The organism is Acidovorax sp. LjRoot194 (assembly GCF_964253015.1).
Classification (GTDB): Bacteria; Pseudomonadota; Gammaproteobacteria; order Burkholderiales; family Burkholderiaceae_C; genus Acidovorax.
On the sequence record NZ_CAXUQB020000001.1, the window covers coordinates 4,837,594 to 4,861,606 of the forward strand.

A 24,013-nucleotide genomic window follows, 5' to 3' on the forward strand; every position below is an offset into this window, starting at 1 on the left:
GGGAGTGCTCTTCTATGTTTGACCCTTCGACCGAAGAACTGATTCGACACGCCCCCACTCTGAATGGACTTGACAACAACCAGCTCTCGAAAGAGTTCACCCGTATATACACGACCATCGTGGCCGCACGTATGCGGTTGCGTGATTTGGCCTCCCAAGCTGACCAAGCGGGAGAGTCAAGAGCAGAGACGCTCGAAAATGTCTCCAAAGAGATGAAGTTTCTCAGGGAGCTTGCGAGTACTCAGGAAGCTCTCATTTCTGTCAGCCCTTCTCGCGACGACCGTCGCTCGGCGGCATTCGTCGCTGGGACTGCGCACTACGTTCTCATGCAGGCTGAACGTATCGTTGGAAACAAGCTGGTTTCCCGCCTTGAAATGGATTACGTGTCGCCTGAGGTATCTGCGACAGTGTTGTTCATGATTGCCGGTGCAAGCGCCGACGCCGCTGAGATGGCCAGAGAGATTGAAGAAGATTTCGCTCAGGCGAATCTCCATCGAACGTCGCTCTTGGCCGCTATCAGGCGATTTGCTAGTGGTGACCTCGGAAACATCCAGCCGCAGTCCGAGTTCATGAGTGCCGATAGTGATGGCCGCCCAATCATCGAGCGAGCAATTGATGCTCTATACCATCTGATTTACAACGGGCTTGCCGCACTAGCCGCCGAGATGCTGGGCGATGCGAATGCAAGTAGTGAGAGACAATTCGTGCAAGCGGAGGCGCTATGCAGCCGAACAACCAACAGTCCGTTTAAAGGTCAACCGATAGTCCGGGTCTTTGCTGGGCCGCGACATTTAGCCGTGTTGCTCAAAATTCTCGCCGGTGACTTCCCCCAGGCTAGTGTTGCCAACCTTAGTCCACCCAACGGCAGCGACTCAGCTCGGTGGAAGCGCGGAGTTCGCCACATCTCGCGCCGTCGCCCGTACCTTTGGCCGAACCATCTCGACGCCATTCGAAGCGGCTACCTAGACCGCGGAACATCCGCTGCAATCAGTTTCCCAACCGGTGCCGGGAAGTCAACGCTGTCTGAGCTAAAAATACTTGCCACACTCAGCAAGCAAATGGATGTTGTGTTTCTGGCTCCCACGCTATCTCTCGTCGACCAAACGGCGCGAGTCCTAGATGCAGCGTTTCCTGATGCTGACGTCGAACGCGAGTACGCAAGCGACGACCCATTCGGATTCGACGCTGTCCGTCTTCCACCAATCACCGTCATGACACCGGAGCGTTGCCTCGCTTTGATGGGCTTTGAACCGAGACTATTCGAGAGCGTTGGGCTTATCGTCTTCGACGAATGCCACCTACTGCATGCTATCGACACAGAGCGGGCAAAACGTGCCGTTGATTCCATGCTCTGTGTGCTCAATGCCGTGGAGCTAGCTCCGAAGGCTGACATGCTGATGCTTTCGGCCATGATGAGCAACGCAACTCAAATTGCGGGATGGCTTCAGAGCGTCATGAATCGGCCATGTCTTGCACTGTCCATGAATTGGAAGCCGACTCGACAGGTGCGCGGCTGCCTTGTCTATCCGCGTTCCGAGGTCGACGCGATGACAACTCTCGCAAGGTCATTGAAGGCCTCAGCTACGACCAGTGCGCCTCCACAGAAAGCAAAACGGCAAATGTTGGCGCGACCGCAAGGTTTCTTCGGGCTTAAGCAGACTTGGGATACGACGAACCGCGTTGATTACGCACTGCTTCCCTTGCTTGACCAGTCAGTGCAGTTGACACTCAGTCCGCACTGGAAGCTGACGCCCAACGCGAATAACGTTGCAGCGGCCATTGGGTCTGCGGCCGTCGACCGGGGTTCGTCGCAAGTGCTCAAAACCCTCATCTTCTGCCAGACGACAGTTAACGCGAACAGCACCGCCGAATACACCAGGGAGCGACTTGGAAAGAACTCAATCCAATTGAGCACTGAGGAGAATCAACTGTTCGAACTTGCCTTGCAAGAAGTTGGAAGCACAGACAGCCTATACATTGCCGTTTCATCGAAGAAGGAAGTGACCTCATCGGCGCTACCGCATCACGCCCGGCTTCTGCCTGCGGAGCGGCACCTGCACGAGTCCCTATATCGCCGGAAAGACGGCATCCATGTTTTGGCCGCCACGTCAACGCTTGCACAGGGAATGAATCTGCCTAGTCAGATTGTTCTGATTGCCGGCGACAGCCGCTTTGACGCGGCGAACAACCAACTCGAACGTCTGCAGGCCCACGAACTACTGAATGCGGCAGGTAGAGCAGGCCGGGCCGGCGAGAGTTCGTATGGATTTGTTCTTGTCATTCCCAGCAAAGTTGTCTACTTCGATAATTCTGTGGGTCTCATCCATAGCCACTGGACTAGCCTCAAAGAGATTTTTTCTCAAGCAGACCAATGCCTCGCAATTGAGGACCCTCTTGCGCCGATTCTCGACTCGATACATTCGCATGAACAGAATCACGCCGCAGTTGACTACCTACTCCGACGTCTTCCGGTAGGAGACTCGGATGAGACGACCGAAGTGAAGTCTCGCGCCATGTTGTCTCGGACCTTTAATGCATACCTAAAGAGTCTGTCAGGTGACCAAGACTGGCTTGGGTCTCGCGTAGCCGCGGCAATCTTGGCCAAAGCGAAGCTTGCGAATACGGATGAAGATTGCGATTGGTCACACGTGCTAGCAGCGAAGTTTGGCATTCAGGCTTCCACGCTACGTTCGTTGGAAGAACACCTGAAGTCGCCACCAAGTGATACTTCAGTAAACGGGTGGGTTCGATGGCTCTTCGATTGGCTGATGTCAGAGCCAGGGGCTTTCATTGAGATGACTCGTCAGGAAAGCCTTGAAACCTTGTTCGGCAGCAAGTTTTCTGCACTGACAACGCCCGAGGAACGAGGGGCATTTGCCATTCCAAAACTCCTACGCTCCTTGAAGCATGGATGGCGGGGAAGCCGTTCACGGCGATGGAGAAGGTGTTTGACCCATCTCTAAAGAAGCTAAATAAGTGCGAGAACAGTCGCGATTTTGTGCTTCGCGTTCTCCCAGATATTGCCTATATAGCATCGCTTCCCGAATTGGTACGCCGTTCTAGCGAAGCAATTAATGAATCATGGGTGACTCTTGAACGCTTAAGTGGATGTGTTCGCGACGGACAAGACTCCCTAGAGAAGCTCGCCCTCTATCAAATCATCGGCAGGTCAGGCGCTCGTATCGCATCGCACGAAACTTGGGATGTGTGCGAGTTCTGGACTGAAGCTGCAGAGCCTAATGAGGACTGGAAGGCACTGCGAAACCGTGTCAAGGAAGGCTGGACAACGTGGCACACCCCATAAGCCCATTGCAGCGGGCACGGTCAAGCTTCCGTTGCGGTACGGCGCAGCAAGATGGTTCTCCGGCTCCTAGTCGTTCATGACGAGGTTCCTGCCGGTGGTGTTGATTTCCATTCAGAAGTAACCCACTGACCCCCAGCGGGTCACGTTTAACTGGAAATCAACACCTGCGGCTCAGTAAGACGCGCTACGGCATCGCCCTTGGACTCGCTGCCCAGGATTGAAAGTCGGCGAAGCTGTCATTGGTGAACTTCAGCAATCAGCCTATACCGGTAGTTCATAACGCGAATAAAGACGACTGCTACACGTTCAGAACGCCCGGTCATCCAACACGGACCCCGTTTATCACCCCGCAACCCGCATCAACTCAGCCTTCGACAAAATCACACACCGCTGGCGGGTCTGCTGGTACTTGCGCAATGCGGCGTCCTGGATGCGTTCGATGTTGCGGCCCACCGCCTGGGCCAGGGATGCAAAAGCGCCGTGCACGCCCAGGGTGTGCTCCAGCATGGCGCGGTCCAGGCGGACGGAGAGGTCGTGGCCTTGCGCGTCCAGGTTCACGATGATGAGGCCGGGTTGCGCTGCATCGGAGACGATCTGCATCATGGTCGGGGAGATAAAACGAAGTGAATTGGAGGGTTGTGCCGATGAGCTGTTACCGCTCGGTTCGGACACACGAAGCCCGCAACTTTAGGGACACCGGAGGCCACCGCTTGTAGGACCGCAACGGAACCCGCTCACGTGTGGCGCATGTGTGGCTGAATAGGCGCATGGAGAGCAGCGATGACGCGGTGCTTCATTGCCACCCCATGCAACGCGTCTACCCACGCAGTTCCGTCTTCAACACCTTGCCGTAGCTGTTCTTCGGCAACCCTTCCACCCACCGATACACCTTCGGCTTCTTGAACCGCGCGATGTGCTCCCCGCACAGCGCATCCAGCACTGCATCCTCCACCGGCCCGCCCTCGCCCGCCACCAGGTAGGCCACCACCACCTCGCCCCACTCGGCATCGCGCTGCCCCACCACGGCCACCTCGCGGACCTGGGGGTGCAGCAGCAAAACCTCTTCCACCTCGCGCGGGTAGATGTTGCTGCCGCCGGAGATGATCACGTCCTTCGACCGGTCCTTCAGCGTCAGGAAGCCATCGGCATCCAGCACGCCCACATCGCCCGTGTGCAGCCAGCCGCCCTGCAACGTGCGGGCTGTGGCGTCGGGGTTGTTCCAGTAGCCGGGCATGACGGTGTCGCCGCGCACCAGCACCTCGCCGGTGTCGCCGGCGGGCATGGGCTGGCCTTGGGCGTCGACCACGCGCACCTCCACCAGCGACTGCGCCACGCCGACCGAGGCCATGCGGTCGGCCCAGCGGGGGTGGGTGGTGTCGGCCAGGTGCGCGCGTGACAGCGCGGTGATGGTCATGGGGCTTTCGCCCTGGCCGTAGATCTGCACGAAGCGGTCGTCGCCCATGACGGCCATGGCGGTGCGCAGGTCGTCGGCATACATGGGGCCGCCGCCGTAGACGATGGTTTTGAAGCCCGACACGTCGGCACCTGTGGCGCGCACATGGTCCGCCAGGCGGTGCACCATGGTGGGCGCGGCAAACAGGGTGAGCTGGCCCACGGATGCGGCCAGCTGCACCAGCTCGGCGGGGTCGAAGCCGCCGGACACGGGCACCACGTGCCGCCCGCCGCGCAGCACCTGGGCGTAGTTGTACAAGCCCGCGCCGTGCGACATGGGCGCGGCGTAGACCATGGCGTCGCCGGGCAGCACGTCGTCCACGTCGGTGAAGTAGCAGGCCGTCATGGCCAGCAGGTTGCGGTGGGTCTGCATCACGCCCTTGGGCCGGCCGGTGGTGCCCGATGTGTAGAACAGCGATGCGATGTCGTCCGGGGCGCGGTCGTGCACGGGCATCGGCGCACCGTGCTGCTGCACGGCGTGCAGGTAGTCGGCAGAGCCCAGCACCAGGGTGGCTGCGGGGTCGGCGCCCGCATCACGCGCGGCGGGGTGCAGGGCCTCGGACACCAGCACCACGCGCGCGCCGGAGTCGGCCAGCACGTAGGCCAGCTCTTTGGCGTGCAGCTTGTAGTTGACGGGCACATGCACGGCGCCGGCTCACACGATGGCGTGCAGCGCCTCCAGGTACTCGGGCGCGTTGGCGGCGGAGATGGCCACGCGGTCGCCGGGCAGCACGCCGTAGCGTGTGCGCAGGCTGGCGGCCAGCGCGGCGGTGCGGGCACCCAGCGTTTGGTAGTCGAAGAGCACACGGTCGCCCTGCAGCACGGCGGGCTGGTGGGCGTGCAGTTGCGCGCTGCGGCGCAGCAGGTGAGCGATGTTCATCGGGTGGCGCCCCGCGCGCTGGGGGTGGCGGTGCCTGCCCTGCTGGTGCTGCCCGTACTGCCCGTACTGCTGGTATTGCTTGCCCTGCTGGTCGTCGCCGCTTGCCGCATGCCTTGCCTCCTTGCATTGAGACAGCCACTGTACGCAAGCCGCGCCCTTGCGCACAGCCGATCGACTACGCAAGGGGAAACCCGGGTGGGCCGCAGTGTGGGCAGCCCCCCTGCCCCGATGCACCTGGTTACCAGATGCCTGCAAGTCCCCACAAGCCGTGGCGTTGAAAGCGCGCGCCCTAGACTGCACCTGTCCTCACACCGCACGCCGCCACACTGCCTTCTGGCACAGGCAGCGTGTCAGCCCCTTCATTTCACGGCCTTGCAGGCCTGCACCGCATGACTCCAGAACAGCAAAAATCCATCCTCACCATCGCCTTGCTGGCCGCGTTTGCGGACGGCACCAAGGACGACGCCGAGCGTGAAGAGATCCGCCGCATCGCCCAGTCCCTCGCGGGCGACAGCGGCATGGCCGACCTGCCGCGCATTTACCAGGACGTGCTGCTCAAGCGCACCACGGTGCAGGCCGCCGCCGCCGCACTGACCGACCCCGGCCAGCGCCAGCTGGCCTATGAGATGGCCGTGTGCGTGTGCGATGTGGATGGGCGCCAGACGCCTGCCGAGGCGCAGTTCCTGGCCACGCTCAAGTCTGCGCTGCAGTTGGGCGCGCAGCAGACCGCAGCCTTCGAGCACGAGGCCGATGCGCTGGTGGATGTGGCCGAAAAGGCGCCGCCCTCTGCCGTGCCGTGGGGCGTGGCGGGTGCTGCGGCCACCGGTGCAGCGGCCTACGCAGCCGCTGCATCAGCGCCTTCTTCTTCTCCTTCTTCTCCTTCTTCTTCGTCGTCCTCGTCGCCTGCATCCATGCCCGTGCCGGTGGCCGTGCCCGCAGGCCCGGGCGATGCCGAGCTGGACAAGTCCATCCTGAACTACGCGATGCTCAACGGCGCGCTGGAGCTGCTGCCGCAGTCGTGGGCGTCGATGGCCATCATTCCGATGCAGGTGAAGATGGTCTACGGCATCGGCAAGGCGCACGGCGTGGAGCTGGACCAGGGCCACATCAAGGAGTTCATCGCCGCGGCGGGCGTGGGTATGACGTCGCAGTACCTGGAGCAGTTTGGCCGCAAGCTGCTGGGCGGCCTGCTGGGCAAGGTGGCGGGCCGCACCATCGGGGGCGTGGGCAGCGCGGCCACCGGCATGGCGTTTTCTTTTGCCACCACGTATGCGCTGGGGCAGGTGGCCAAGCGCTACTACGCGGGCGGCCGGGTGATGAGCACCGCCATGCTGCGCGACAGTTTTCAGAACCTGCTGGGCCCGGCCAAGCAGATGCAGTCGCAGTACCTGCCGCAGATCCAGCAGAAGGCGGCCACGCTGGATGCGGGCAAGATCATGGCGATGGTGCGGGGCGGTTGACGGGCAGCGGGTAAAGGGCAGCGGGTAAAGGGCAGCGGGTAACGGGCACCGGGTGCGCGGTGCCGGTGACGAGCAGCGCGGCAACCCTGCACGCATGCTCCTTATTTGATAGCTTCCAGCGCTTGTCTATCAAGCGGTAGCGGCACATTTTTACCCAAACCCGCCCTGCCACGCAGCGGCGGGGCCTGCTGCAGTAGCGCCGCCAGCCGCCACCGCGGGCGCCCACATGGCACCGCGCCAGCGCTGCGTGGCCGCAACAGGCGCCGCATGCGCGCCAGTGCATGACAAAATCAGGCATGCGCGCCACCACGGATTTTGCAGACTCCCTCATCCCCGCCATGTCGCTGGACTCGCCGTCCGACAACGCCATGACGGCGCTGTACCGCGTGGCGCTGGGGCCGGTCAACACCGACTACTACCTCCCCGTCTTCGCCCGCTTTGACACCGCGGGTCGCACCACCACCACCTGGAACTGGGCAGCCAGCCTGTCCACGCTGAACTGGATGGTGTTCCGCCAAGTGTGGAGCGGTGCGCTGGCCTACGTGGCGGTGGCCGAGGGCCTGGCGCTGCTGGTGTTTGCGCTGGGCCGCCAGTTCTTGAACTGGCCGCAGGGTGTGGAGCTGGGCGTGCTGGCGGCGTTTGCCATGCTGGCGTTCACGGTGCCTGGCCTGTACGGCAACGCCATCCTGCACGCCGACGTGCGCCGGCGCATCTCGCGCGCGCTGGCCGCGTCGCGCACCGTGCCCGAGGCCTGCGCGCTGCTGGAGCAGCGCGCAAGCTCGCGCAAACGCCTGCAGGCCATCGTCGGGGTGAATGTGGCCCTGGCCATCATCGCGGTGGCGGCATACCTGTCGGTGCCCAGCACAGGGGTTCAGCCCGAGGCCGATGCGTCGATGACGCCCGCCGTGACCGTGGCGCAGGCGTCGTCGGCCGCGGCTGCTGCGGCGTCTGTGGCGTCTGCGCAGGGGGCGGCCCAGTCCACCGCAGCCGCATCCGCCCCTTCGCAGGACGACGCCACGCCAGCCACCACCCAGCCTGCTGCGACCCGTGCTGCGGTGACTGCAAGCCCCGGCCCAGCCACCCCTGCACCGACGCCTGCGCCCGCAGCCAAATCCTCAGCAGTAACGACAGCACAAGCACCAGCGCCAGCACCGACAACTGCACCCGCACAGGCCCCCGCGCCCGCCGCTACCGCCACCACTGCCACCACGGCAAGATCCCAGGCCAGCACGCCCGCAGCCCCAGCCGCCCAGACAGCGCCAGCAGCGGGCAGCGCGGCCGGCGACAAGACGAACTCCGCCAACCCCAGCAGCCCACCCGCCGCCAAGGCCGATGCGTCCGCGTCCAAGCCCGCAGCACCGGCCAGCAAAGCCGACGCCGCCAAGGCCACTGCTGCAGCCAAGGCGGCCACCAAGGCCGCCAGCAAACCCGCTGCCGCGCCCGACCGTGCCGCCCGCACTGCGACCGCCAAGGCATCTGCAGCTGCAGCCTCTTCTGCCAACGCGGCCACCGCCCCTGCGTCCGGCTCTGCCAGCGCCCCGTTGACCACCGTGGGCAGCACGGCGGGCTACTACATCAACGTGGGCCTGTTTGCCGACGAGACCAATGCCCGCAAGGCCCAGGCCCGGCTGCTCAACGAGGGGCTGCCCGCCTTTCGGCAAGAGCTCAACAACTCCAAGGGCCGCCGCATCCGCGTGCGCGTGGGCCCGTACGACAGCCGGGCGCAGGCGGCAGCAGCGGCCGAGTCCATCCGCGCGATGGACCTGGATGCGGTGGTCTTCAAGCAGTAGCAGACTGGGTGGCTGAGGCAGCGGCCGCGGGCACGCTGTCCTACGCGGGCCACGGCGCACCACCGACGGTGGGGCCAGGGGCGCGGCGATACGCTGGCGATTTAGCCCACGTCCTGCCCCACCATGCCACACCACCCCCACCACCGCCCCTCCAGCACCCGCCGCCTGGCCCTGGTCACTGCGGCAGCGATAGGGGGCGCCTTGCTGGTCTCGGCCTGCGCACCCTGGCGCCTTTTTACGTCGGTAGACCTGGCCAAGCAGGCCCAGCCCTACACCGCGCAGCCCCCGCAGCCCAGCCAGCGGCTGCTGGTGGTGGGCGACAGCACGGCGATGGGCACGGGTGCCAGCAGCCCCGCAGACAGCCTGGCAGGCCGCATCGGCAAGGCCCACCCGCAGTGGCGCATCGACAACCTGGCCGCCAACGGCGCCAAGTTTGGCGACGTGGCGCAGCAGCTGCAGGGTGCCGAGTCGGGCTACGACATGGTGCTGGTGCTGGCCGGTGGCAACGACGTGATCCGCCTCACCACCCAGAAGACACTGCGCGCCAACCTGGAGCAGACCGTGGCGCTGGCGCGCGAAAAGGGCCGCACCGTGGTGCTGATGCCCTGCGGCAATGTGGGCCATGCGCCGTTCTTCGTACCGCCGCTGTCGTGGGCCATGTCCAGCCGCTCCGAGCGGCTGCACGCCATGGTGCAGGAGGTGGCCGCGGCCAACCAAGTGCGCTACGTGCGCCTGCTGCGCCCGCGCGATGAAGACCCCTTCGTGCTGCGCAGCGACGAGCTGAACGCCGCCGACGGCCTGCACCCCAGCAGTGCAGGCTATGCGCAGTGGTACCAGGAGCTGGTGGCCCAGGGCGGCCTGGCTCCGGCCACGCCGGGCACGTCTGCCACTTCCACCCCCGCCGCGTCCACCACCAACTAACCCGCGTTTGCGGCCGCAACACGCAGCGGCTCAACCAGGGCCGGTAGTGCCGCTGCAGGCCTGGGCATCGCCCTGTGGGTGGCCATCACCGTCCCCACCGGCCACCCAGCGCGCCACCTGCTCCACCACCCAGGCGCCGTCATCCAGCGGCAGGTCGTGCCCTGCACCGGGGTGCAGCCGCAAAGGCACCTGCCAGGCCTGCGCAATGGCGATGGAGCACTGCACATCCACCAGCCCGTCGCGCTGGCTGGCGAGTATCAGCACGCGCTGCAGCGGCGCAACCACCGGCGCGCGGTAGCGGGCTGCAGCGGCCAGTTGGCGCAGCGCGTTGGTGGGCGACACCGGCCGTGCCAACCGCACGCGGGCCCATTCGGCCACGTCAGCGCCATGGTCTGCCACGCGGTGGCTGGTCAGGCGCAGCACCGTGTGCTCCATCTGCTCGGGCGACTGCGGCCGCAGCACCAGCCCCAGCAGCGCGCCATAGTTGCGGGGCCGCAGCCGCTGGTAGAAGGGGCTGAAGGGCTTGAAGCTGGTGTTGATGAGCACGCAGCCGCTTACCTCGTGCGGCGCCACCCGGGCCCATTCGGTGGCGACCATCGCACCCAGAGACATGGCCAGCAGGTGGTACGGCGGCGCCACGCCCCGGCGCGCCAGCTCGGCCCTGCACGCGGCCACCATGCCCGCCACCGTGGTGGGCGATGGCAACAGGCGGAGCAAGCCATTGCCCGGCAGGTCCAGCGCGGTGACAACATGCCCCGGCAGCGCACGCTCGAAGTCGGCCACAAAGCTACCCCAGTGCGCGGATTCGCGGGTGAGCCCGCGCAGAAATATCCAGGTGGTCATCGCTGTCATGCCGTCATGCCGTCATGCCGTCATGCCCGAAGACTGTGGTGCAGTTTGCACAGGGCACCGTGCCGATGCGCGCTGCAGCCACTGCGCACGGCTGCGGCATCGGCCTGCCACCTGGTCGCCCGGCGCGGGTCAGTCGAATGCATCGCCATACCAGGCTGCCAATGCATCGGCCCGCCGCTGCGCGCGCTGCTCGGGCGCGGGCGCCCAGCGCGCATGGCTGCAGGCCGCGCGCGACAGAAAGTCCAGCAGCAGCATGTGCCGCCGCAACACGCGCTGCTGCCGGTGGTCGATCAGCGGGTTGAAGATGCCCCAGCGCGAGAACAGCTGGCGCGGGTTCTTCTTGATCCACAGCCACGAGCCCATCTCCAGCGTCAGCGGCAAGAAGGTGTGCGTCGGCACGTTGCGGCAGGCCTGCAGGTACAGGTGGTCCCACAGGTCGCCGTGCGTCAGGTACTGCGCGCTTTGCGGCTCGATCACGTACGGGTGGTGGCTGTGGGCTTGCAGAAAGATCTCTTGCAGCGCATGCAGCTCAGCCAGGTGCGGGATGGGCTTGCGCGTGTGCGCAAACGGAAACCACAGCCGGTCCCGCACGCCAAAGCCCGAGTGGCAGTCCAGCGCCAGGCTGAAGCTGCGCGGCAGCAGCTCGGCCTCCACCACCTCGCACAGGGCCTGTGCTTCTTCTTCCATGGGCTCGCCCGCCTTGCCCCGAAACCACGGCAGGCCCGGGCTCAGGCGCTGGCCGCCCACCCACAGCGGCACGCGGTCCATGGCCTCGACCGGCGCGTTGCGCATCAAGTCCACGCCGCGCGGGTTGGCGCGGGTGGACGACCACATACCGCCCGGGTTGACGATGGGCATGAACACCAGCCGCACCTGCTCGAGCTGCCGGTGCAGCGTGGCGTCCCAGCGCAGCCGCATCACCACGCTTTGCAGATAGGCCATCACCACCTCGGTGCCGATGCGCTCCAGGCCGTGCACACCGCCGAAGAAGCCGACCGCAGGTATGTCTGGCGCGTCGTTGCCGATGCCGATGGCGTAGATGGGAAGGCTGGGCCCCGCAGGCACCTGCACCTGGCGCACCACCCGCACGTCCAGGTGCGGGGCGCCCTGCTCGATGATCTTTTCCAGTGCCAGCAGCTCGGACAGCATGATTTTCCGGTGAATGGCGGCCCGTGGGGCGCGCACCAACAGGCGAGCTTAAGCGGGGCCCGGGCCCCGCGATAGCCCTGCGCGGGCAGCTGTTGCTATTCATCCCGGTGACGCCAAACCGTCACATTGGCGGGCTAACGTGGCCGCAGTCAACGGGTGGAGGTACACCATGCTCTGGAAAATTCTCGGGCTGCAGCGGCTGCTGGATGAGCTCTTCGATCAAGGCTGGGTGCGCTTTGACCTTCCCCGCACGGACGGATGGTTCCATGACGACGCGCCGGTCCCTTCGCAAGACTGAGGCCTACCGCCTCGCGGTACTGTGCGGCACGCTGGGCTGCGCGTTTGCATGGGGCCTGGTAGAGCTGCTGGCGCTGCAGCGATCGCGCTACCAGCTGTGGCGCGACAAGCACCACACGTCCCACACGCGGCTGCTGCGGTAGGGCTGCTTGCGCGCGGCCTGGCTCCTCAGGCCGCTGCGCTCTGCCCGCACTGCGCCGCCACCATCACCCGGTCGCGCCCCGCCTGCTTGGCGCGGTACATCGCAGCGTCTGCGGCAGACAGCAGCGCATCCAGGTCCAGCCCGGCCAAGGCCGAATCCGCCACGCCCAGGCTGGCCGTGACCTGAACCGGCCCAGCGGGCAGCAGCACGGCCGCACCGGCGATGGCAGCGCGCAGCCGCTCCGCAAACAGCACGCCGTGGCTGCTGTCGCAGTAGCCCAGCAGCACCACGAATTCTTCACCGCCAAAGCGCGCGGCCAGGTCGCCTTCGCGCAGCATCGCACGCACCCCGTCGGCCACCGCACGCAGCGCCGTGTCGCCCGCTGCATGGCCGTGGTTGTCGTTGAGCTGCTTGAACCGGTCGATGTCCATCATCACCACCGCCACCGCAAACCCATGGCGCGACGCAGCGGCCAGCATGCACTGCGCCGCCGCCAGAAACGCCCGCCGGTTGGGCAGCCCGGTCAGGCAATCGGTTTCTGACTGCAGCCGAAGCTGCTCGATGAGCTGGTCGCGCTCGCGCTCCAGGTCGCGGCGCTGCTGGGTCTGCACCTGCAGCGACCGCACGGCGCCGATCACCTCGGCCATCTCGTCGTCGCCCAGCGGCACGGGCAGCGGCGCGCTCAGGTCGTCGCGGGCCAGCGCGCGCAGGGCGCTGGTGGTCTTGACCAGGGGCTGCAGCACGCGCCGCTGGATCATGACCAGCGCACCGCCCAGCACCAGCAGCAGCCCCGTGGCACCCGCCAGCACCCACAGCAGCGTGGTCACCGCACGCGCATGCTCGGCCGATGCCTTGTGGCGGGCCTGCGCCAGCAGCACATCGCGCAGCGCCGGCAGGGGCTCCATGTCGGGCACATACAGCGCGGCGAATTGCGCGGCGGTCAGGCCATAGATCCCGTCGCGCTCGCCCCGGGCCATCACGTCTTCGGCCAGCGCATAGGCCGCGCCAAAGTACCGCATGGTCACAGCGCCCCAGGCATCCACCACCGGGTCGGAGGCCTGGTGCAACTGCAAGCGCAACTCCAGCAGCGCGCGCAGCCGCTCGATGCCGCCACGGGTCTCGTCGATGGCGCGGCGCTCTGCCACCGCAAACGTCTGGCCCGTGACAATGGCCGCCGTGAAGTGCGAGCCGAGCAGCCCCGCCTGGTCGCGCAAATGGATCGCCAGGCTGGCGCCGTGCACCTCGTCACCCAGCGCCGGGTACGCGCTCAGCGACGACCGGGCCGATGCATTGATCAACGGTGCGAGCAAAGGCACCACCGCAGCCATGCCGTTCACGGCCTGCCGGATCATGGGGTGCGTGCGCTGCGCCTTCGGAAGCGCAAGGACATCGTCCACCGCGGCGCGGGCCCTGGACAGCGCCATCACCGCACGCCGCTGCCGCTCGGCCGCATCGTCGGCATACGGTGCGTGCGCCACGGACTGCTGCAACTGCGCCAGCGCATGGTCCGTGCGCTCGCGGGCATCGCGCAGGGCCTTGAGACGCTCTGGCGCCGCGGGCAAGCCGTCGCCCAGCGCTGCGTTGGTGGGGCCGCGCTCGCGCGACAGCATCTCGACCGCGCGCAGGCCCAGCTGAAGCTCGTCGAGCGCGTGCAGGCTGTGGGTCGCCTTGCGCACCGACTGCCATTCGGTCGTTGCCACGCGCCCCACCAGCAGCACGGTGGCCAGCAGGATGAGCGCTCCCAGCAGTTGAAGCAATCGGCTGAGTTGCATGAATACACGCGCTGCCTGCCGCGGCAGTCACGCTCAAAAAGGCCTTGTTTTCAGGTGTTTTTGCTGCAGGCTCTCCCTACCCCGACCCGCAGCGCGGCCTGATTGTAGAGACCGCTGCAGGCGTTCAGCACGCGCTGCAAACGCTGCGCGAAACGCCCGCGGCAAGAATCCTCAGGCCTGTGCGGGTCTTCCATATGCAGACGCCCTGCGCTTCCGCACCTAAAATCGCGCGTCCCCTACAAAATTTGACAGGGGCGTCTTGCAACTTTGAAACAACAAAACATCATGGCAACTGCAAAAAAAACCACCGCTGCTCCCGCGAAGAAGGTCGTCGTCAAGGCCGCCGCTCCTGCAGCCAAGAAGGCCGCTCCCGCGAAGAAGGCTGCGCCTGCTCCGAAGGCCGCTCCAGCCGCCAAGAAGGCTGCTGCTCCCGCCAAGAAGGCCGCACCCGCCAAGAAGGCTCCTGCCGTCAAGGCAGCCGCAGTGCCCGCCGCGCTCAAGCCCATCAAGGCAGCGTTCAACAAGACGACGCTGGTCGCCCACCTGGCTGAGCAGTCGGGCGTGGACCCCAAGGCCACCAAGGCCGTGCTGGCAGCGCTCGAAGCCGCCATCCTGGGCTCCGTGCACAAGAAGGGCTCCGGCGAATTCACGCTGCCTGGCGTGCTGAAGATCGGCCTGCAGCAAGTCGCTGCCAAGAAGAAGCGCTTCGGCAAGGACCCCTTCACCGGTGCTGAGCGCTGGTTCCCCGCCAAGCCCGCATCGGTCAAGATCAAGACCCGCGCGCTGAAGAAGCTCAAGGACGCAACGGCCTGATAGATCAGCCCGCGCTCCCCAGCGACAAGGACCAGATGCCCCCGGGCGTCTGGTCCTTTTTCTTTGTGCGGGCCTTGGGGTTCAGTTGGGCTTGGTTGGCTTTAGCGAGGTTCAATTGAGCTGGCAGTGACCTGCGGCGCCGTCGCAGCCCAGGCAGTCCACCTGCAGCACCAGGTCCGCCACCAGCGGCCGCAGGCCCACTTCGGCGGCACGCAGTTCCAGCTCGTTGCGCAGCTGCGCGCCGGGCAGCGTGGCCGAGCGCTCGCACCGGCGGCAGGCGATGCGCACGTCAGCCGACGGCGGCGGCGCAAAGGGCCGCAGGCGGTACACCGTGTGGCGCCGGTCGCTGCGGTCGTGCAGCAGCACGCCCAGGGTCTGCAGCTCGTGGATGATGCGGTACACCGTGCTGGTGCTCACGTGCGTGCCGCGCAGCAGCATCTGGTGAAAAGCCTCGTCCGCACCGATGCCCGCGCTGCCCGCGGTGTGGATCACCTGCAGCACGCCGATGCGCGCCGTGGTGGGGCGCAGGCCCGCGGTGCGCAGGCGCTGCAGCATGGTCACGGGCTCATTCATGCCTGCGTTCATGGCTGCGACACCGTGGCCATGGCGGCCACGCGGTGCGCGCCAGTATCGGCGTCGGGCTGCCAGCCCCCGCCCAATGCGCGGTACAGAGCCACCTGCGCCTGCCATTCGGCCTGGTGCAGCTGGGCCGCCATGTCCTGCGCGGCGTACAGGGTGCGCTGTGCATCCAGCAGCGTGAGCAGCGTCTCGGCCCCGGCGCGGTAGCGCGACTGCGCCAGCGTGGCCGCCTGCTGCGCCTGCTGCACCACCTGCGCCTGCGCGGTGCGCTGGGCCTGCGTGCCCGCCACGGCCTGCAGGGCTTGCTCCACATCGCTCACGGCCGCCACGATGCTGGCGCGGTACTGCGCCAGCAGCTCGGCCTGGCGCGCCTGGGCCGCATCGCGGTCGGCGGCCAAGCGCCCGCCATTGAAGATGGGTGCGGCCAGCGCAGCCGCCAGGCTGTAGAGCGGGTTGTCGAACACGCCGGGCAGGTTGCTGCCGCCGGTGCCCAGGCTGGCGCTCAGGCTGATGCGCGGCAGCAGCGCCGCGCGGGCTGCGGCCACGTCGGCGTGGGCGGCAAAAAGCCGCGCCTCGGCCCGCGCGATGTCGGGCCGCCGCACCAGCAGGTCGGCGGGCGACCCGGCAGCGGGTGCCAGCGCCTGCGTGGCGGGCAAGGCGCTGGCCTGCACCACCGGCCACTGCGCCTGGCCCAGCAGCGCGGCCAGCGCCGTGTGCGCGCCCGACACCTGCTGGCGCCGCGCCTGTAGCACCTGGCGCTGCGTCGCCACCAGGCCGCGCTGCTGCGCCAGCTCCAGCTGCGTGGCGGCCCCGGCGCGCGCACGCGACTCGACCACGGCCAGCACGCGCTCGGCGCTCTGCAGGTTCAGCTCGGCAATCGCCAGGCGCTCGCGCCCGCCCACCAGTTGCAGCCAGGCCTGCGCCACCGCCGCCGTCAGCGTGATCTGCACCGCGCCGCGGTCGTGCACGGTGGCCGTGCGCAGGGCCTGGGCACTGGCGCGCTCGGCACCCAGGCGGCCCCAGGCGTCGAGTTCGTAGCTGGCGACCAGCGCGGCGCCGATCTGGTTGCCGGCCACCTCGGCCTGCCCGCCGGCACGGGCCTGGCGGCGGGCGTCGAGCGTGCCGGTCACGACGGGCAGCAGACTGGCGCCGGCGCCCCGCGCCACCGCATCGGCCTGCTGCACCCGCGCGATGGCGGCGGCCAGGTCCGGGCTCTGCGCGTGGGCGGCGCGGATGAGCGCGTCGAGCTCAGCGACGCCGAGCGCAGAGACACCCGTCGCCACGCCTTGAGCGGGCGGCAGCGGGCTGGCCCACTGCACGGGCAAGGCGGGTGCTGCAGCGGCATCTTCAGGCAGCGGCTGCACCGCGGCACAGCCGCCCAGCAGCAGCAACACACCAGCGGCAAGACAGGACACAGAGGCAATACAAGTGCGCATACCAACCATCACAATCATTCGGAAGCCAGAGCCACCACGGGGTCGAGCCCGGCGGCGCGGCGGGCGGGCATGTAGCCGAACACCAGGCCCGTGGCCACGGCGCAGGCAAAGGCACCGCCCATGGCGGTGAGCGAGAAGATCACGGGCACGCCCGACACGATGAGCACCGCGCCCACGGCCAGGCCGATGGCCAGGCCCGCCGCGCCGCCCACCAGCGTGACGAGCACGGCCTCGGTGAGGAACTGGCGCAGGATGTCGCCCTGCCGCGCGCCGGTGGCCATGCGGATGCCGATCTCGCGCGTGCGCTCGCGCACCGTCATCAGCATCACGTTCATCACGCCGATGCCGCCCACCACCAGCGACACGGCCGCGATCAGCCCCAGCATCATGGTCATGGCGTTGCGCGTCTGCGCCTCGGCCTGCAGCTTGGCCGCGGCGTTGCCGATGCGAAAGTCCTCGCGCCCGTGGCGCGACAGCAAGAGCGCGTGCATGGCCTTCTCGGCCGCCTGCACCTGCTCGACCGACGCGGCAGCGACCACGGTGTAGTCGGGCTGGGTCTGCACGCGGTACACGCGCGCGCGGCCCGACTGGTAGGGGATGAACACCATGTCGTCGTAGTTCTGCGCGCCCGAATCAGCGCCGCGCTCGGCCATCACGCCGATCACCTCGAACGGCGCGTTGCCGATCAGCAGGTGGCGGCCCAGCGGGCTCGGGTGGTCCGGAAAGAACTGCGCGCTGGCCTTGTGCCCCAGCACCACCAGCGGCGCCAGGTCGCGGTCTTCGGCCGCGCTGTAGTAGCGGCCCTGGGCCACCTTCCAGTGGTGCACGCGGGGCATGTCCTCGCTGGCGGCGAACACGTAGATCTGCCGCTCGACGTTGCCATGGCGCACGGGGATGGGGTCGCCGATGACGGGCATCACGTGGCCGATCTCGGGCAGGCGGGCGATGGCCTCCAGGTCCTCTGCGGTGATCTCGCCCTGCGGCCCGCCCTCGCGCGGGTGGCTGGCGCCCAGGTACATGATGGTGGTGCCCATGGAGCCCATCTGCTCCACCACGCGCTGCTTGGCGCCCTCGCCCACGCCCATCATCACGATGACCGACGCCACGCCGATCACGATGCCCAGCAGCGTGAGCCCGGTGCGTGCGCGGTTGATGCGCATGCCGCGCCAGGCCGAGCGGGCGGCCTCGGCCAGTTCGGCCCAGAAGGCGCGGCCGGAACGCTTGCTACCATTTTTATAGCTACTTGCGCTTGCTGGTTGAGCGGTAGAGGCTTTTTTTGCTTCAAACGCCCCTGCCACGGCCGCACCGCTGTCCGCCACGATCTCGCCGTCGCGGATCTCGATCACGCGGCGCGCCTGGGCGGCCACTTCGCGGTCGTGGGTGATGAGCACGATGGTGTGGCCCGCATCGGCCAGCTCGTGCAGCAGCGCCATCACCTCGGCGCCGCTGTGGGTGTCCAGCGCGCCGGTGGGCTCGTCGGCCAGGATGATGCGGCCGCCGTTCATCAGCGCCCGCGCGATCGACACGCGCTGCTGCTGCCCGCCCGACAGCTGCGTGGGCCGGTGGTGCAGCTTGTCGGCCAGGCCCAGGCGCGACAGCAGTGCGGCTGCGCGGCGGGTGCGCTCCTCGCGCGGGGTGCCGGCGTAGATGGCGGGCACCTCGACGTTCTCGCACGCCGACTCGGCGCGGATCAGGTGGTAGCCCTGAAAGACGAAGCCGAAGGCCTCGCGCCGCAGCCAGGCCAGCTGGTCGGCGTCGAACCCCGCCACGTCTTCGCCCTGGAAGCGGTAGCTGCCGCTGCTGGGCTTGTCCAGGCAGCCGAGCAGGTTCATCAGCGTGGACTTGCCCGAGCCCGACGCGCCCACGATGGCGACAAACTCGCCCGCGTGGATGGACAGCGAGATGCCACGCAGCACCTCCACCTCGGGCTGCTCGCCACCGCCGTAGCGGCGGCGCACGCCGCGCAGCTCGATCAGCGGCACACCATGCGCGTCATGCAAGACGCCGTGCAGGGTGTCGTGTTGGATGCCGTTGCCTGCGGTCACAGCTTGAACCTTTGCGGGCCGCTGCGCGCAGGGCGCTCGCCGGTCACCAGCTGCTCGCCCTCCTGCAGGCCCGAGCGCACCTCGGCCAGGTGGCGGCTTTTCACCGCCACGACGACGGCGCGCTGCTCCACCACGCCATCGGCGCGCAGCACGCGGGCGCTGTGGGTGGCTGCGGCGGCCTTCTCGCCAGCGCCGGCACCAGCGCTGTCACCGTCACCCTCCGCATCAGCTGCCTTGCCACCAGCCGCCTTGCCGCTGGCCGGTCTGGCAGGGCTGGTCGGACTGGCCAGTGCCGACAGCGGCACGGCGATCACGCCCTGCGCCTGCGCGGTGACGAAGCTCGTCTGCGCGGTCATCTGCGGCATCAGCTCGCCGTCGGCGTTGTCCACGTCGAACAGCACGGTGTACGACACGGCCTTGCTCGCGGCGGCCTGTGCGTTGGCGCCGCCCGCGGCCTTGGCCTCCGGCGTGGGCGGCGCGGGCAGCACCTGGCGCACGGTGCTGCGCCACCGGCGCGCGGCGGCGTCGGCCTGGCCGCCCAGCGTGGTGAAGTACACCGGCAGGCCGGCCCGCACGCTGCGGATGTCAGCCTCGGAGACTTCGGTCCACACCGTCATGGTCGACAGGTCCGCCACGCGCAGGATGTTGGGCGTCTGGTAGGTGGCGTTCAGGGTCTGGCCCTCGCGCGCTTCCAGCGCCACCACGGTGCCGGCCATGGGCGCGTAGATGCGGGTGTAACCAAGGCGCGCCTCGTCGGCCTTCAGGCTCGCCTGGGTCTGGTCGATCTGCGCCTTCAGGTGGTCGATGCGCGCTGCGGCCGATGCGAGCGCGGCCTCGGCCGTCTGCAAATCTTCGAGGCGCGTGGCGCCTTCGCGCTCCATCTGCTGCTGGCGGGCCTGCTGCTGCTGGGCCAGGCGGTGCTGGGCCTGCTGCTCGGCCAGCTGCGCGCGCAGGCCGGCGAGTGCGGCGCGCGCGCCGTCCACCGTGGCCTGCTGCACGCTGGGGTCTATCTCCACCAGCAGCTGGCCCTTCTTGACCTCGGTGCCGGGCTGCACGTGAAGGCGCGTTATCTGCCCCGACACCTGCGCGCCCACGTCCACATAGCGGCGCGGCTGCAGCGTGCCGATGGCACTGACCGTGGCCTCGATGTCGCCGCGCGCCACGGGCACGGTGTCGTAGACCATGGCGGGCTGCCGCGTCCACCACCAAGCGCCGGCGGCGATGGCACTCGCCAGCACCACAAGCACCAACAGGGCACCCACGCGGCGGGGCGTGCGTTCGGTAGGAGGAGTCGGGGCCATCAGCGGGGCACCTCGAAGCTGAGCGTGGCGGTGTGGCGCACGTCGTCGTATTTCTTGCCGTCCACGGTGACGGAGCCATTGACCTTGGCGCTCACCTCCAGCACGTAGAGGCCGGGGAAGGGCGTGTCCAGTTGCACCGTGCCATCGGCCGCCGGGGCCAGCGTGCGGCGCCAGCCGGCGCTGGTGTCCACGTTCACCTGCGACGCCGCCACGGTCTGCCCCTTCCACACCAGCTTGAAGGTGTTGCCGCCCGGCGTGGTGGGCACCAGCTCCAGGTCGTTGGCGGCGCGGGTCTCGCTGCGGCCGGTGCGGGCCTGGTAGTAGGTGACCGCGCCGTGGCCGGTGATGTGCAAGGTGCTCAGGCGCAGGTCGTCCCCGCCCGGCGCGGTGATGTCGATGTGGCCGGCCTGCGGCGCCACGGGCAGGTCCTTGCCGTCGGCCAGGTAGGCGCGCGGCGCCTGGAGGGGCGGCAGCGCCGCGCTGCGGCGGGGCAGCTCGCCGGCGTAGGCGCGGGCCTGGGCCCCATCGCGCTGCAGCCACACATAGTCGGCATGGGCGTGGCCCGCCCAGGCGCAGGCGGCCAGCGCAAGCAAGGCACCGGCGGCGGCGGAAGGTGAGGCAAAGAGTGAAGACATGGCTGGGTCGAAAAACGAAGATGAAAAAAATGCAGGCCGCCAGCGGCGCAGGCTGCTGGGCCACGCACTGCACCTACTGCCTATGACCAACGAGACGGAAAAAAGCGCACGCTGTTCGGGACTTTTTTTGCCGACGCCCCCCAAGCGGCGCCGCCGGTGCCTACAGCCCGCCAGCGGACCCCACAAGGCACACGCCCGCCACCAGCACCGTGGCCGCCGACACCCGCACCGCCAGGTGCGGCGCGTAGGTCAGCAGGACACCCACCAGCAGGCCGCCCGCCGTGAGAAGGCCGCACCAGGCGGTCAGCCCCACGGTGGCGCCCCAGGCCCCGATGCTGGCGGCCAGGGACAGCGCCAGCAGCAGGCTGCCCGCCCAGCGCAGCACCCGGCGCCGTGTGCGCGGCACCTCGGCGCGGCCGGTGACCTGTTCGTGGTGGCGGTCCATGGCCAGCGCCAGGCCCGCCATGCCGCTGAACGACAGCGTGAGCGCGGCCAGCGGCGCCGCCCAGCCCACCGCTGTCATACGCTCGCCTTCAGCGCCCACAGCGCAGCGGCCAGCACGGCCGACGGCACGGCCAGGCCCATCCAGGCGCGCAGTGCGCTGCGTGCGCTGAAGGCCCAGATCACCGCCGCCGCATACACCGCAAAGCTGAGCAGGGTGGCCGTGAGCAGCGCGCTGGCGCGGCTGGTATCCGACACGCGGGGCAGCCCCACGGCCAGCACCGCGGTGAACAGCGACGCCAGCGCATAGCCGCCCAGGGCCGCCGCCAGGGCGCGGCTGGCCACCATGCAGCGGTAGCGCGCGGCAGAGCCTGCGTGTGCGGTGGCCATGGCGGCTTACTGCGCGACGAAGGTCAGCGTGGTGGTGTAGCCCAGCTTGGCGACCTTCTGGCCGGCAATGACCACATCGCCCACTGCAGGTGCCTCGTGGGTGCTGACGAGCACGTAGCGGCCCTTGCCGTTCACCGGCACGTCGACGCGGCCGGCCCCATCGGTCTTGAAGCCCTTGGTCCACTTGTCGGGCGTGATCACCGTGACGGTCTTGTTCGCCACGGGCTGGCCCTTGAACACCAGCGTGAAGGTGTTGCCACCCGCCGTGACGGGCACCAGTTCGTAGTCGAGCACGGCCTGCGTCTCGCTGCGGCCGGCGCGCGCGTTGAACACGGCGGCCTGGAAGCTGCCGTCCTTGGCCTTCCAGGGCTTCCAGACCTGGTCGTTGGACAGGCGCACGTCGCCGGCAGCGGCCACGTCGGCCTCCAGGAATTCCTCCTTGGCGGTGAGCTTGGCCGTCTGCTGGCGGTCGGTGGTGAAGACCTGGGTGGTGGCGGCCAGCTTGGCCACTTCGGCGCCCTTGTCGTGCTCGCTGTCGGCATCGCCCACGTACACACGCACCGGGCCGGTGGCATCGCGCTCCAGCCACAGCTGGTGGGCAGCGGCAGTCAGGGCGATGCCGGACAGGGCGACGGCGAGCAGGGTTTTCTTGAACATGGAGACTCCTTTGAAGATCGAGAAGAAGAAAAAGCAGAAAGAGAAATCGGGGAAGAAGCACTGCGGCGCGCTAGAGGGCGGCACCGGCGACCACGGCACCACGGGCGCGTGCGGGCTCCGCCGCAGCGCGCTGCCGGCGGTGCACGCGGCGTGCAGCGACCGCAAGGCACACGCCCAGCGCCAGCATGGTGAGGTCGAACCCGGCGAGCACCCAGTCGCCCGCAGGCAGGGTGACGCCCAGGTGGCGGTCGGTGGTCAGTGCGTTGAGCAGGGGCAGCAGCGCAAACGCCGCGGCGGCCAGCCACAGCGATTCGAGCCACGCGCGCAGCGGCGTGCGCAAGGCCGGGTACAGCAGCAGCACGCCCCAGGTGATGAAGAGCACGTGCGCCTCCCACTCGCGGCGGGTGGCGAAGTCCGCCGGGATCAGGCGGTTGGCCCAGAAGTACGCGGCCACGGCCACGGGCAGGCCGGCCACGGTGCCGATGTTCAGGCACTCCACCAGCCGAAAGCCGAACTCGGGCTTGCCGCCCGCCTTGGCCCGCTTGTCCTGTTGGGCGCGGCGCTTGGCCGTCCACAGCACCAAGCCGGTGGCGATCATCGCGCAGCCCAAGAGGCCGCTCGCAAAGTACAGCCAGCGCAGCACGGGCCCGGCAAAGCGGCCTTCGTGCAGGGCCAGCAGGACGTCTTGCGTCTCGCGGGCCGCGCCGTCTTCGGCCTTGGGCGGCAGGGCCTCGCCCGTGCTGGCATCAAAGCGCAGCCGGTCGCTGCCGGCAATCTGCCCGCCCGCCACGCGCACCAGCTGCACGTCGGCATCGGCGCGCCCGGGCTGCTGCACGCCCACGCGCGCCACCTGGCCCGCGCCCCACTGCGCCTCGGCCTGGGCCACCAGCGGCGCCAAAGCGGTGAGCGGCTGCGCGGAAGCAGTGGCATCCACAGCGGCCGGTCGCTGCAGCAGGTCGTCGTAGAACACCTGCGCGTTGCCCGCATAGTGGCTGGCCGCCAGGCCCGCCGGCATGTACTGGAACAGGAAGAACACCAGCCCGCTGTACGTGATCATCAGAAAGAACGGCAGCGCCGTCACGCTGATGATGTTGTGCGCGTCCAGCCACGAGCGCTGCCCCTTGCCCGGCCGGAAGGTGAAGAAGTCCACGAAGATCTTCTTGTGGGTGATGACCCCGGTCACCACGGCCATGAGCATCAGCATGGTGCACACGCCCACCAGGCGGATCGCCACGTCGTACGGCACGTAGTGCAGCATGTAGTGCATGCGGTACAGCAGGTGGCCGCCGCCGGTTCTGCGCACCACGGGCTCGGCGGCTGCCTGGCCGGTGGCCGGGTCGAGCGTTCGGCGCACGAAGCGGCCGCGCGCGCCGGGCTTGCCGTCGGCGGGCGGCTCGCGCCAGCTCACGCTCAGTGCGCTGCTGCCGCGCTGGCCAGGCAGCTGCACCGACCAGTCCTGCGACTGTGGCGGCGCGTTGGCCTGCAGGTAGGCCTGCGCCAGCGCGACCGCCCGGTGCGGGTCCACTGTCGCGGCATCGGTCGCCAGGGGCAGCTCGGGGCGCATCCACCGGTCGATCTCGTGCGCGAAGTAGCCGGCCGTGCCCGTCACGAACACGAAGAACAGCACCCAGCCCACCACCAGCCCGACCCAGGTGTGCAGCCAAGCCATGCACTGGCGAAAGCCTTCTTTCATGGCA

General features: G+C 68.0%; 20 protein-coding genes and 1 pseudogene. 7 read left to right on the forward strand and 14 right to left on the reverse strand.

Annotation, left to right across the window (positions count from 1 at the left end; all coding sequences use genetic code 11):
• The first annotated feature begins 14 nt into the window (after positions 1-14).
• The gene (locus tag ACSQ3N_RS21930) at positions 15-2,963 is read left to right on the forward strand and encodes a DEAD/DEAH box helicase (protein WP_436147451.1); all 2,949 of its coding nucleotides are present in this window, start codon (positions 15-17) and stop codon (positions 2,961-2,963) included.
• 683 nt (positions 2,964-3,646) lie between these two features.
• On the opposite strand, the gene ACSQ3N_RS21935 is transcribed toward ACSQ3N_RS21930, so the two are convergent.
• Complete coding sequence (locus tag ACSQ3N_RS21935; protein ID WP_056417505.1) at positions 3,647-3,907, reverse strand: hypothetical protein; 261 nt, start codon at positions 3,905-3,907, stop codon at positions 3,647-3,649.
• Positions 3,908-4,121: 214 nt separating this feature from the next.
• Positions 4,122-5,636 (reverse strand): annotated as a pseudogene (locus ACSQ3N_RS21940) (AMP-binding protein).
• A 389-nt stretch (positions 5,637-6,025) separates the two neighbouring features.
• On the opposite strand from ACSQ3N_RS21940, the gene ACSQ3N_RS21945 reads away from it, so the two are divergent.
• The 3 genes from ACSQ3N_RS21945 (at position 6,026) to ACSQ3N_RS21955 (ending at position 9,807) form a co-directional block, all read left to right on the forward strand.
• Positions 6,026-7,096, forward strand: coding sequence for a DUF533 domain-containing protein (locus tag ACSQ3N_RS21945; RefSeq protein ID WP_436147452.1), 1,071 nt, complete (start codon positions 6,026-6,028; stop codon positions 7,094-7,096).
• A 296-nt stretch (positions 7,097-7,392) separates the two neighbouring features.
• Positions 7,393-8,886, forward strand: coding sequence for an SPOR domain-containing protein (locus ACSQ3N_RS21950; protein WP_436147453.1), 1,494 nt, complete (start codon positions 7,393-7,395; stop codon positions 8,884-8,886).
• Positions 8,887-9,009: 123 nt separating this feature from the next.
• Entirely contained in the window at positions 9,010-9,807 is a 798-nt protein-coding gene (locus tag ACSQ3N_RS21955; protein ID WP_436147454.1) for an SGNH/GDSL hydrolase family protein, read from the forward strand.
• A 30-nt stretch (positions 9,808-9,837) separates the two neighbouring features.
• On the opposite strand, the gene ACSQ3N_RS21960 is transcribed toward ACSQ3N_RS21955, so the two are convergent.
• Positions 9,838-10,650: an alpha/beta fold hydrolase gene (locus tag ACSQ3N_RS21960; RefSeq protein ID WP_436147455.1), complete on the reverse strand. Its 813-nt coding sequence runs from the start codon at positions 10,648-10,650 to the stop codon at positions 9,838-9,840.
• Between the two features lie 138 nt (positions 10,651-10,788).
• Positions 10,789-11,808 carry a M14 family zinc carboxypeptidase gene (locus tag ACSQ3N_RS21965; RefSeq protein WP_436147456.1) on the reverse strand — a complete coding sequence of 340 codons (1,020 nt, stop codon included), beginning with the start codon at positions 11,806-11,808 and terminating at the stop codon, positions 10,789-10,791.
• A gap of 169 nt (positions 11,809-11,977) precedes the next feature.
• On the opposite strand from ACSQ3N_RS21965, the gene ACSQ3N_RS21970 reads away from it, so the two are divergent.
• Complete coding sequence (locus ACSQ3N_RS21970; protein WP_255354952.1) at positions 11,978-12,106, forward strand: hypothetical protein; 129 nt, start codon at positions 11,978-11,980, stop codon at positions 12,104-12,106.
• Positions 12,075-12,248: a hypothetical protein gene (locus ACSQ3N_RS21975; RefSeq protein ID WP_200926898.1), complete on the forward strand. Its 174-nt coding sequence runs from the start codon at positions 12,075-12,077 to the stop codon at positions 12,246-12,248. The genes ACSQ3N_RS21970 and ACSQ3N_RS21975 overlap by 32 nt, the downstream gene beginning before the upstream one ends.
• 25 nt (positions 12,249-12,273) lie before the next feature.
• Here ACSQ3N_RS21975 and ACSQ3N_RS21980 read toward each other — a convergent pair whose 3' ends face one another.
• On the reverse strand, positions 12,274-14,019 hold the full coding sequence (locus ACSQ3N_RS21980) for a GGDEF domain-containing protein (RefSeq protein WP_436147457.1): 1,746 nt from the start codon (positions 14,017-14,019) through the stop codon (positions 12,274-12,276).
• A gap of 285 nt (positions 14,020-14,304) precedes the next feature.
• On the opposite strand from ACSQ3N_RS21980, the gene ACSQ3N_RS21985 reads away from it, so the two are divergent.
• A complete protein-coding gene (locus ACSQ3N_RS21985; protein WP_436147458.1) occupies positions 14,305-14,832 on the forward strand; it encodes an HU family DNA-binding protein in 528 nt (175 codons plus the stop codon).
• Positions 14,833-14,943: 111 nt separating this feature from the next.
• Here ACSQ3N_RS21985 and ACSQ3N_RS21990 read toward each other — a convergent pair whose 3' ends face one another.
• From ACSQ3N_RS21990 to ACSQ3N_RS22030, 9 genes are all read right to left on the reverse strand, one after another.
• Positions 14,944-15,405: a transcriptional repressor gene (locus ACSQ3N_RS21990; RefSeq protein WP_436127016.1), complete on the reverse strand. Its 462-nt coding sequence runs from the start codon at positions 15,403-15,405 to the stop codon at positions 14,944-14,946.
• An 8-nt stretch (positions 15,406-15,413) separates the two neighbouring features.
• Positions 15,414-16,826, reverse strand: a complete 1,413-nt coding sequence (locus tag ACSQ3N_RS21995; RefSeq protein ID WP_436147459.1) for an efflux transporter outer membrane subunit — start codon at positions 16,824-16,826, stop codon at positions 15,414-15,416.
• A gap of 35 nt (positions 16,827-16,861) precedes the next feature.
• The gene (locus tag ACSQ3N_RS22000; RefSeq protein ID WP_436147997.1) at positions 16,862-18,829 is read right to left on the reverse strand and encodes a MacB family efflux pump subunit; all 1,968 of its coding nucleotides are present in this window, start codon (positions 18,827-18,829) and stop codon (positions 16,862-16,864) included.
• 59 nt (positions 18,830-18,888) lie between these two features.
• Positions 18,889-20,193, reverse strand: coding sequence for an efflux RND transporter periplasmic adaptor subunit (locus ACSQ3N_RS22005; RefSeq protein WP_056167273.1), 1,305 nt, complete (start codon positions 20,191-20,193; stop codon positions 18,889-18,891).
• Positions 20,193-20,828 carry a hypothetical protein gene (locus ACSQ3N_RS22010; protein WP_056167270.1) on the reverse strand — a complete coding sequence of 212 codons (636 nt, stop codon included), beginning with the start codon at positions 20,826-20,828 and terminating at the stop codon, positions 20,193-20,195. The genes ACSQ3N_RS22005 and ACSQ3N_RS22010 overlap by 1 nt, the downstream gene beginning before the upstream one ends.
• A 160-nt stretch (positions 20,829-20,988) precedes the next feature.
• Complete coding sequence (locus tag ACSQ3N_RS22015; protein ID WP_436147460.1) at positions 20,989-21,351, reverse strand: DUF3325 domain-containing protein; 363 nt, start codon at positions 21,349-21,351, stop codon at positions 20,989-20,991.
• The gene (locus ACSQ3N_RS22020; protein WP_056423003.1) at positions 21,348-21,659 is read right to left on the reverse strand and encodes a DUF3649 domain-containing protein; all 312 of its coding nucleotides are present in this window, start codon (positions 21,657-21,659) and stop codon (positions 21,348-21,350) included. The genes ACSQ3N_RS22015 and ACSQ3N_RS22020 overlap by 4 nt, the downstream gene beginning before the upstream one ends.
• Positions 21,660-21,665: 6 nt before the next feature.
• Positions 21,666-22,316 (reverse strand): nickel uptake transporter family protein, encoded by a 651-nt coding sequence (locus tag ACSQ3N_RS22025; RefSeq protein WP_436147461.1) that lies wholly within the window; start codon positions 22,314-22,316, stop codon positions 21,666-21,668.
• Between the two features lie 70 nt (positions 22,317-22,386).
• Positions 22,387-24,009, reverse strand: coding sequence for a PepSY-associated TM helix domain-containing protein (locus ACSQ3N_RS22030; RefSeq protein WP_436147462.1), 1,623 nt, complete (start codon positions 24,007-24,009; stop codon positions 22,387-22,389).
• Between the last annotated feature and the right edge of the window lie 4 nt (positions 24,010-24,013).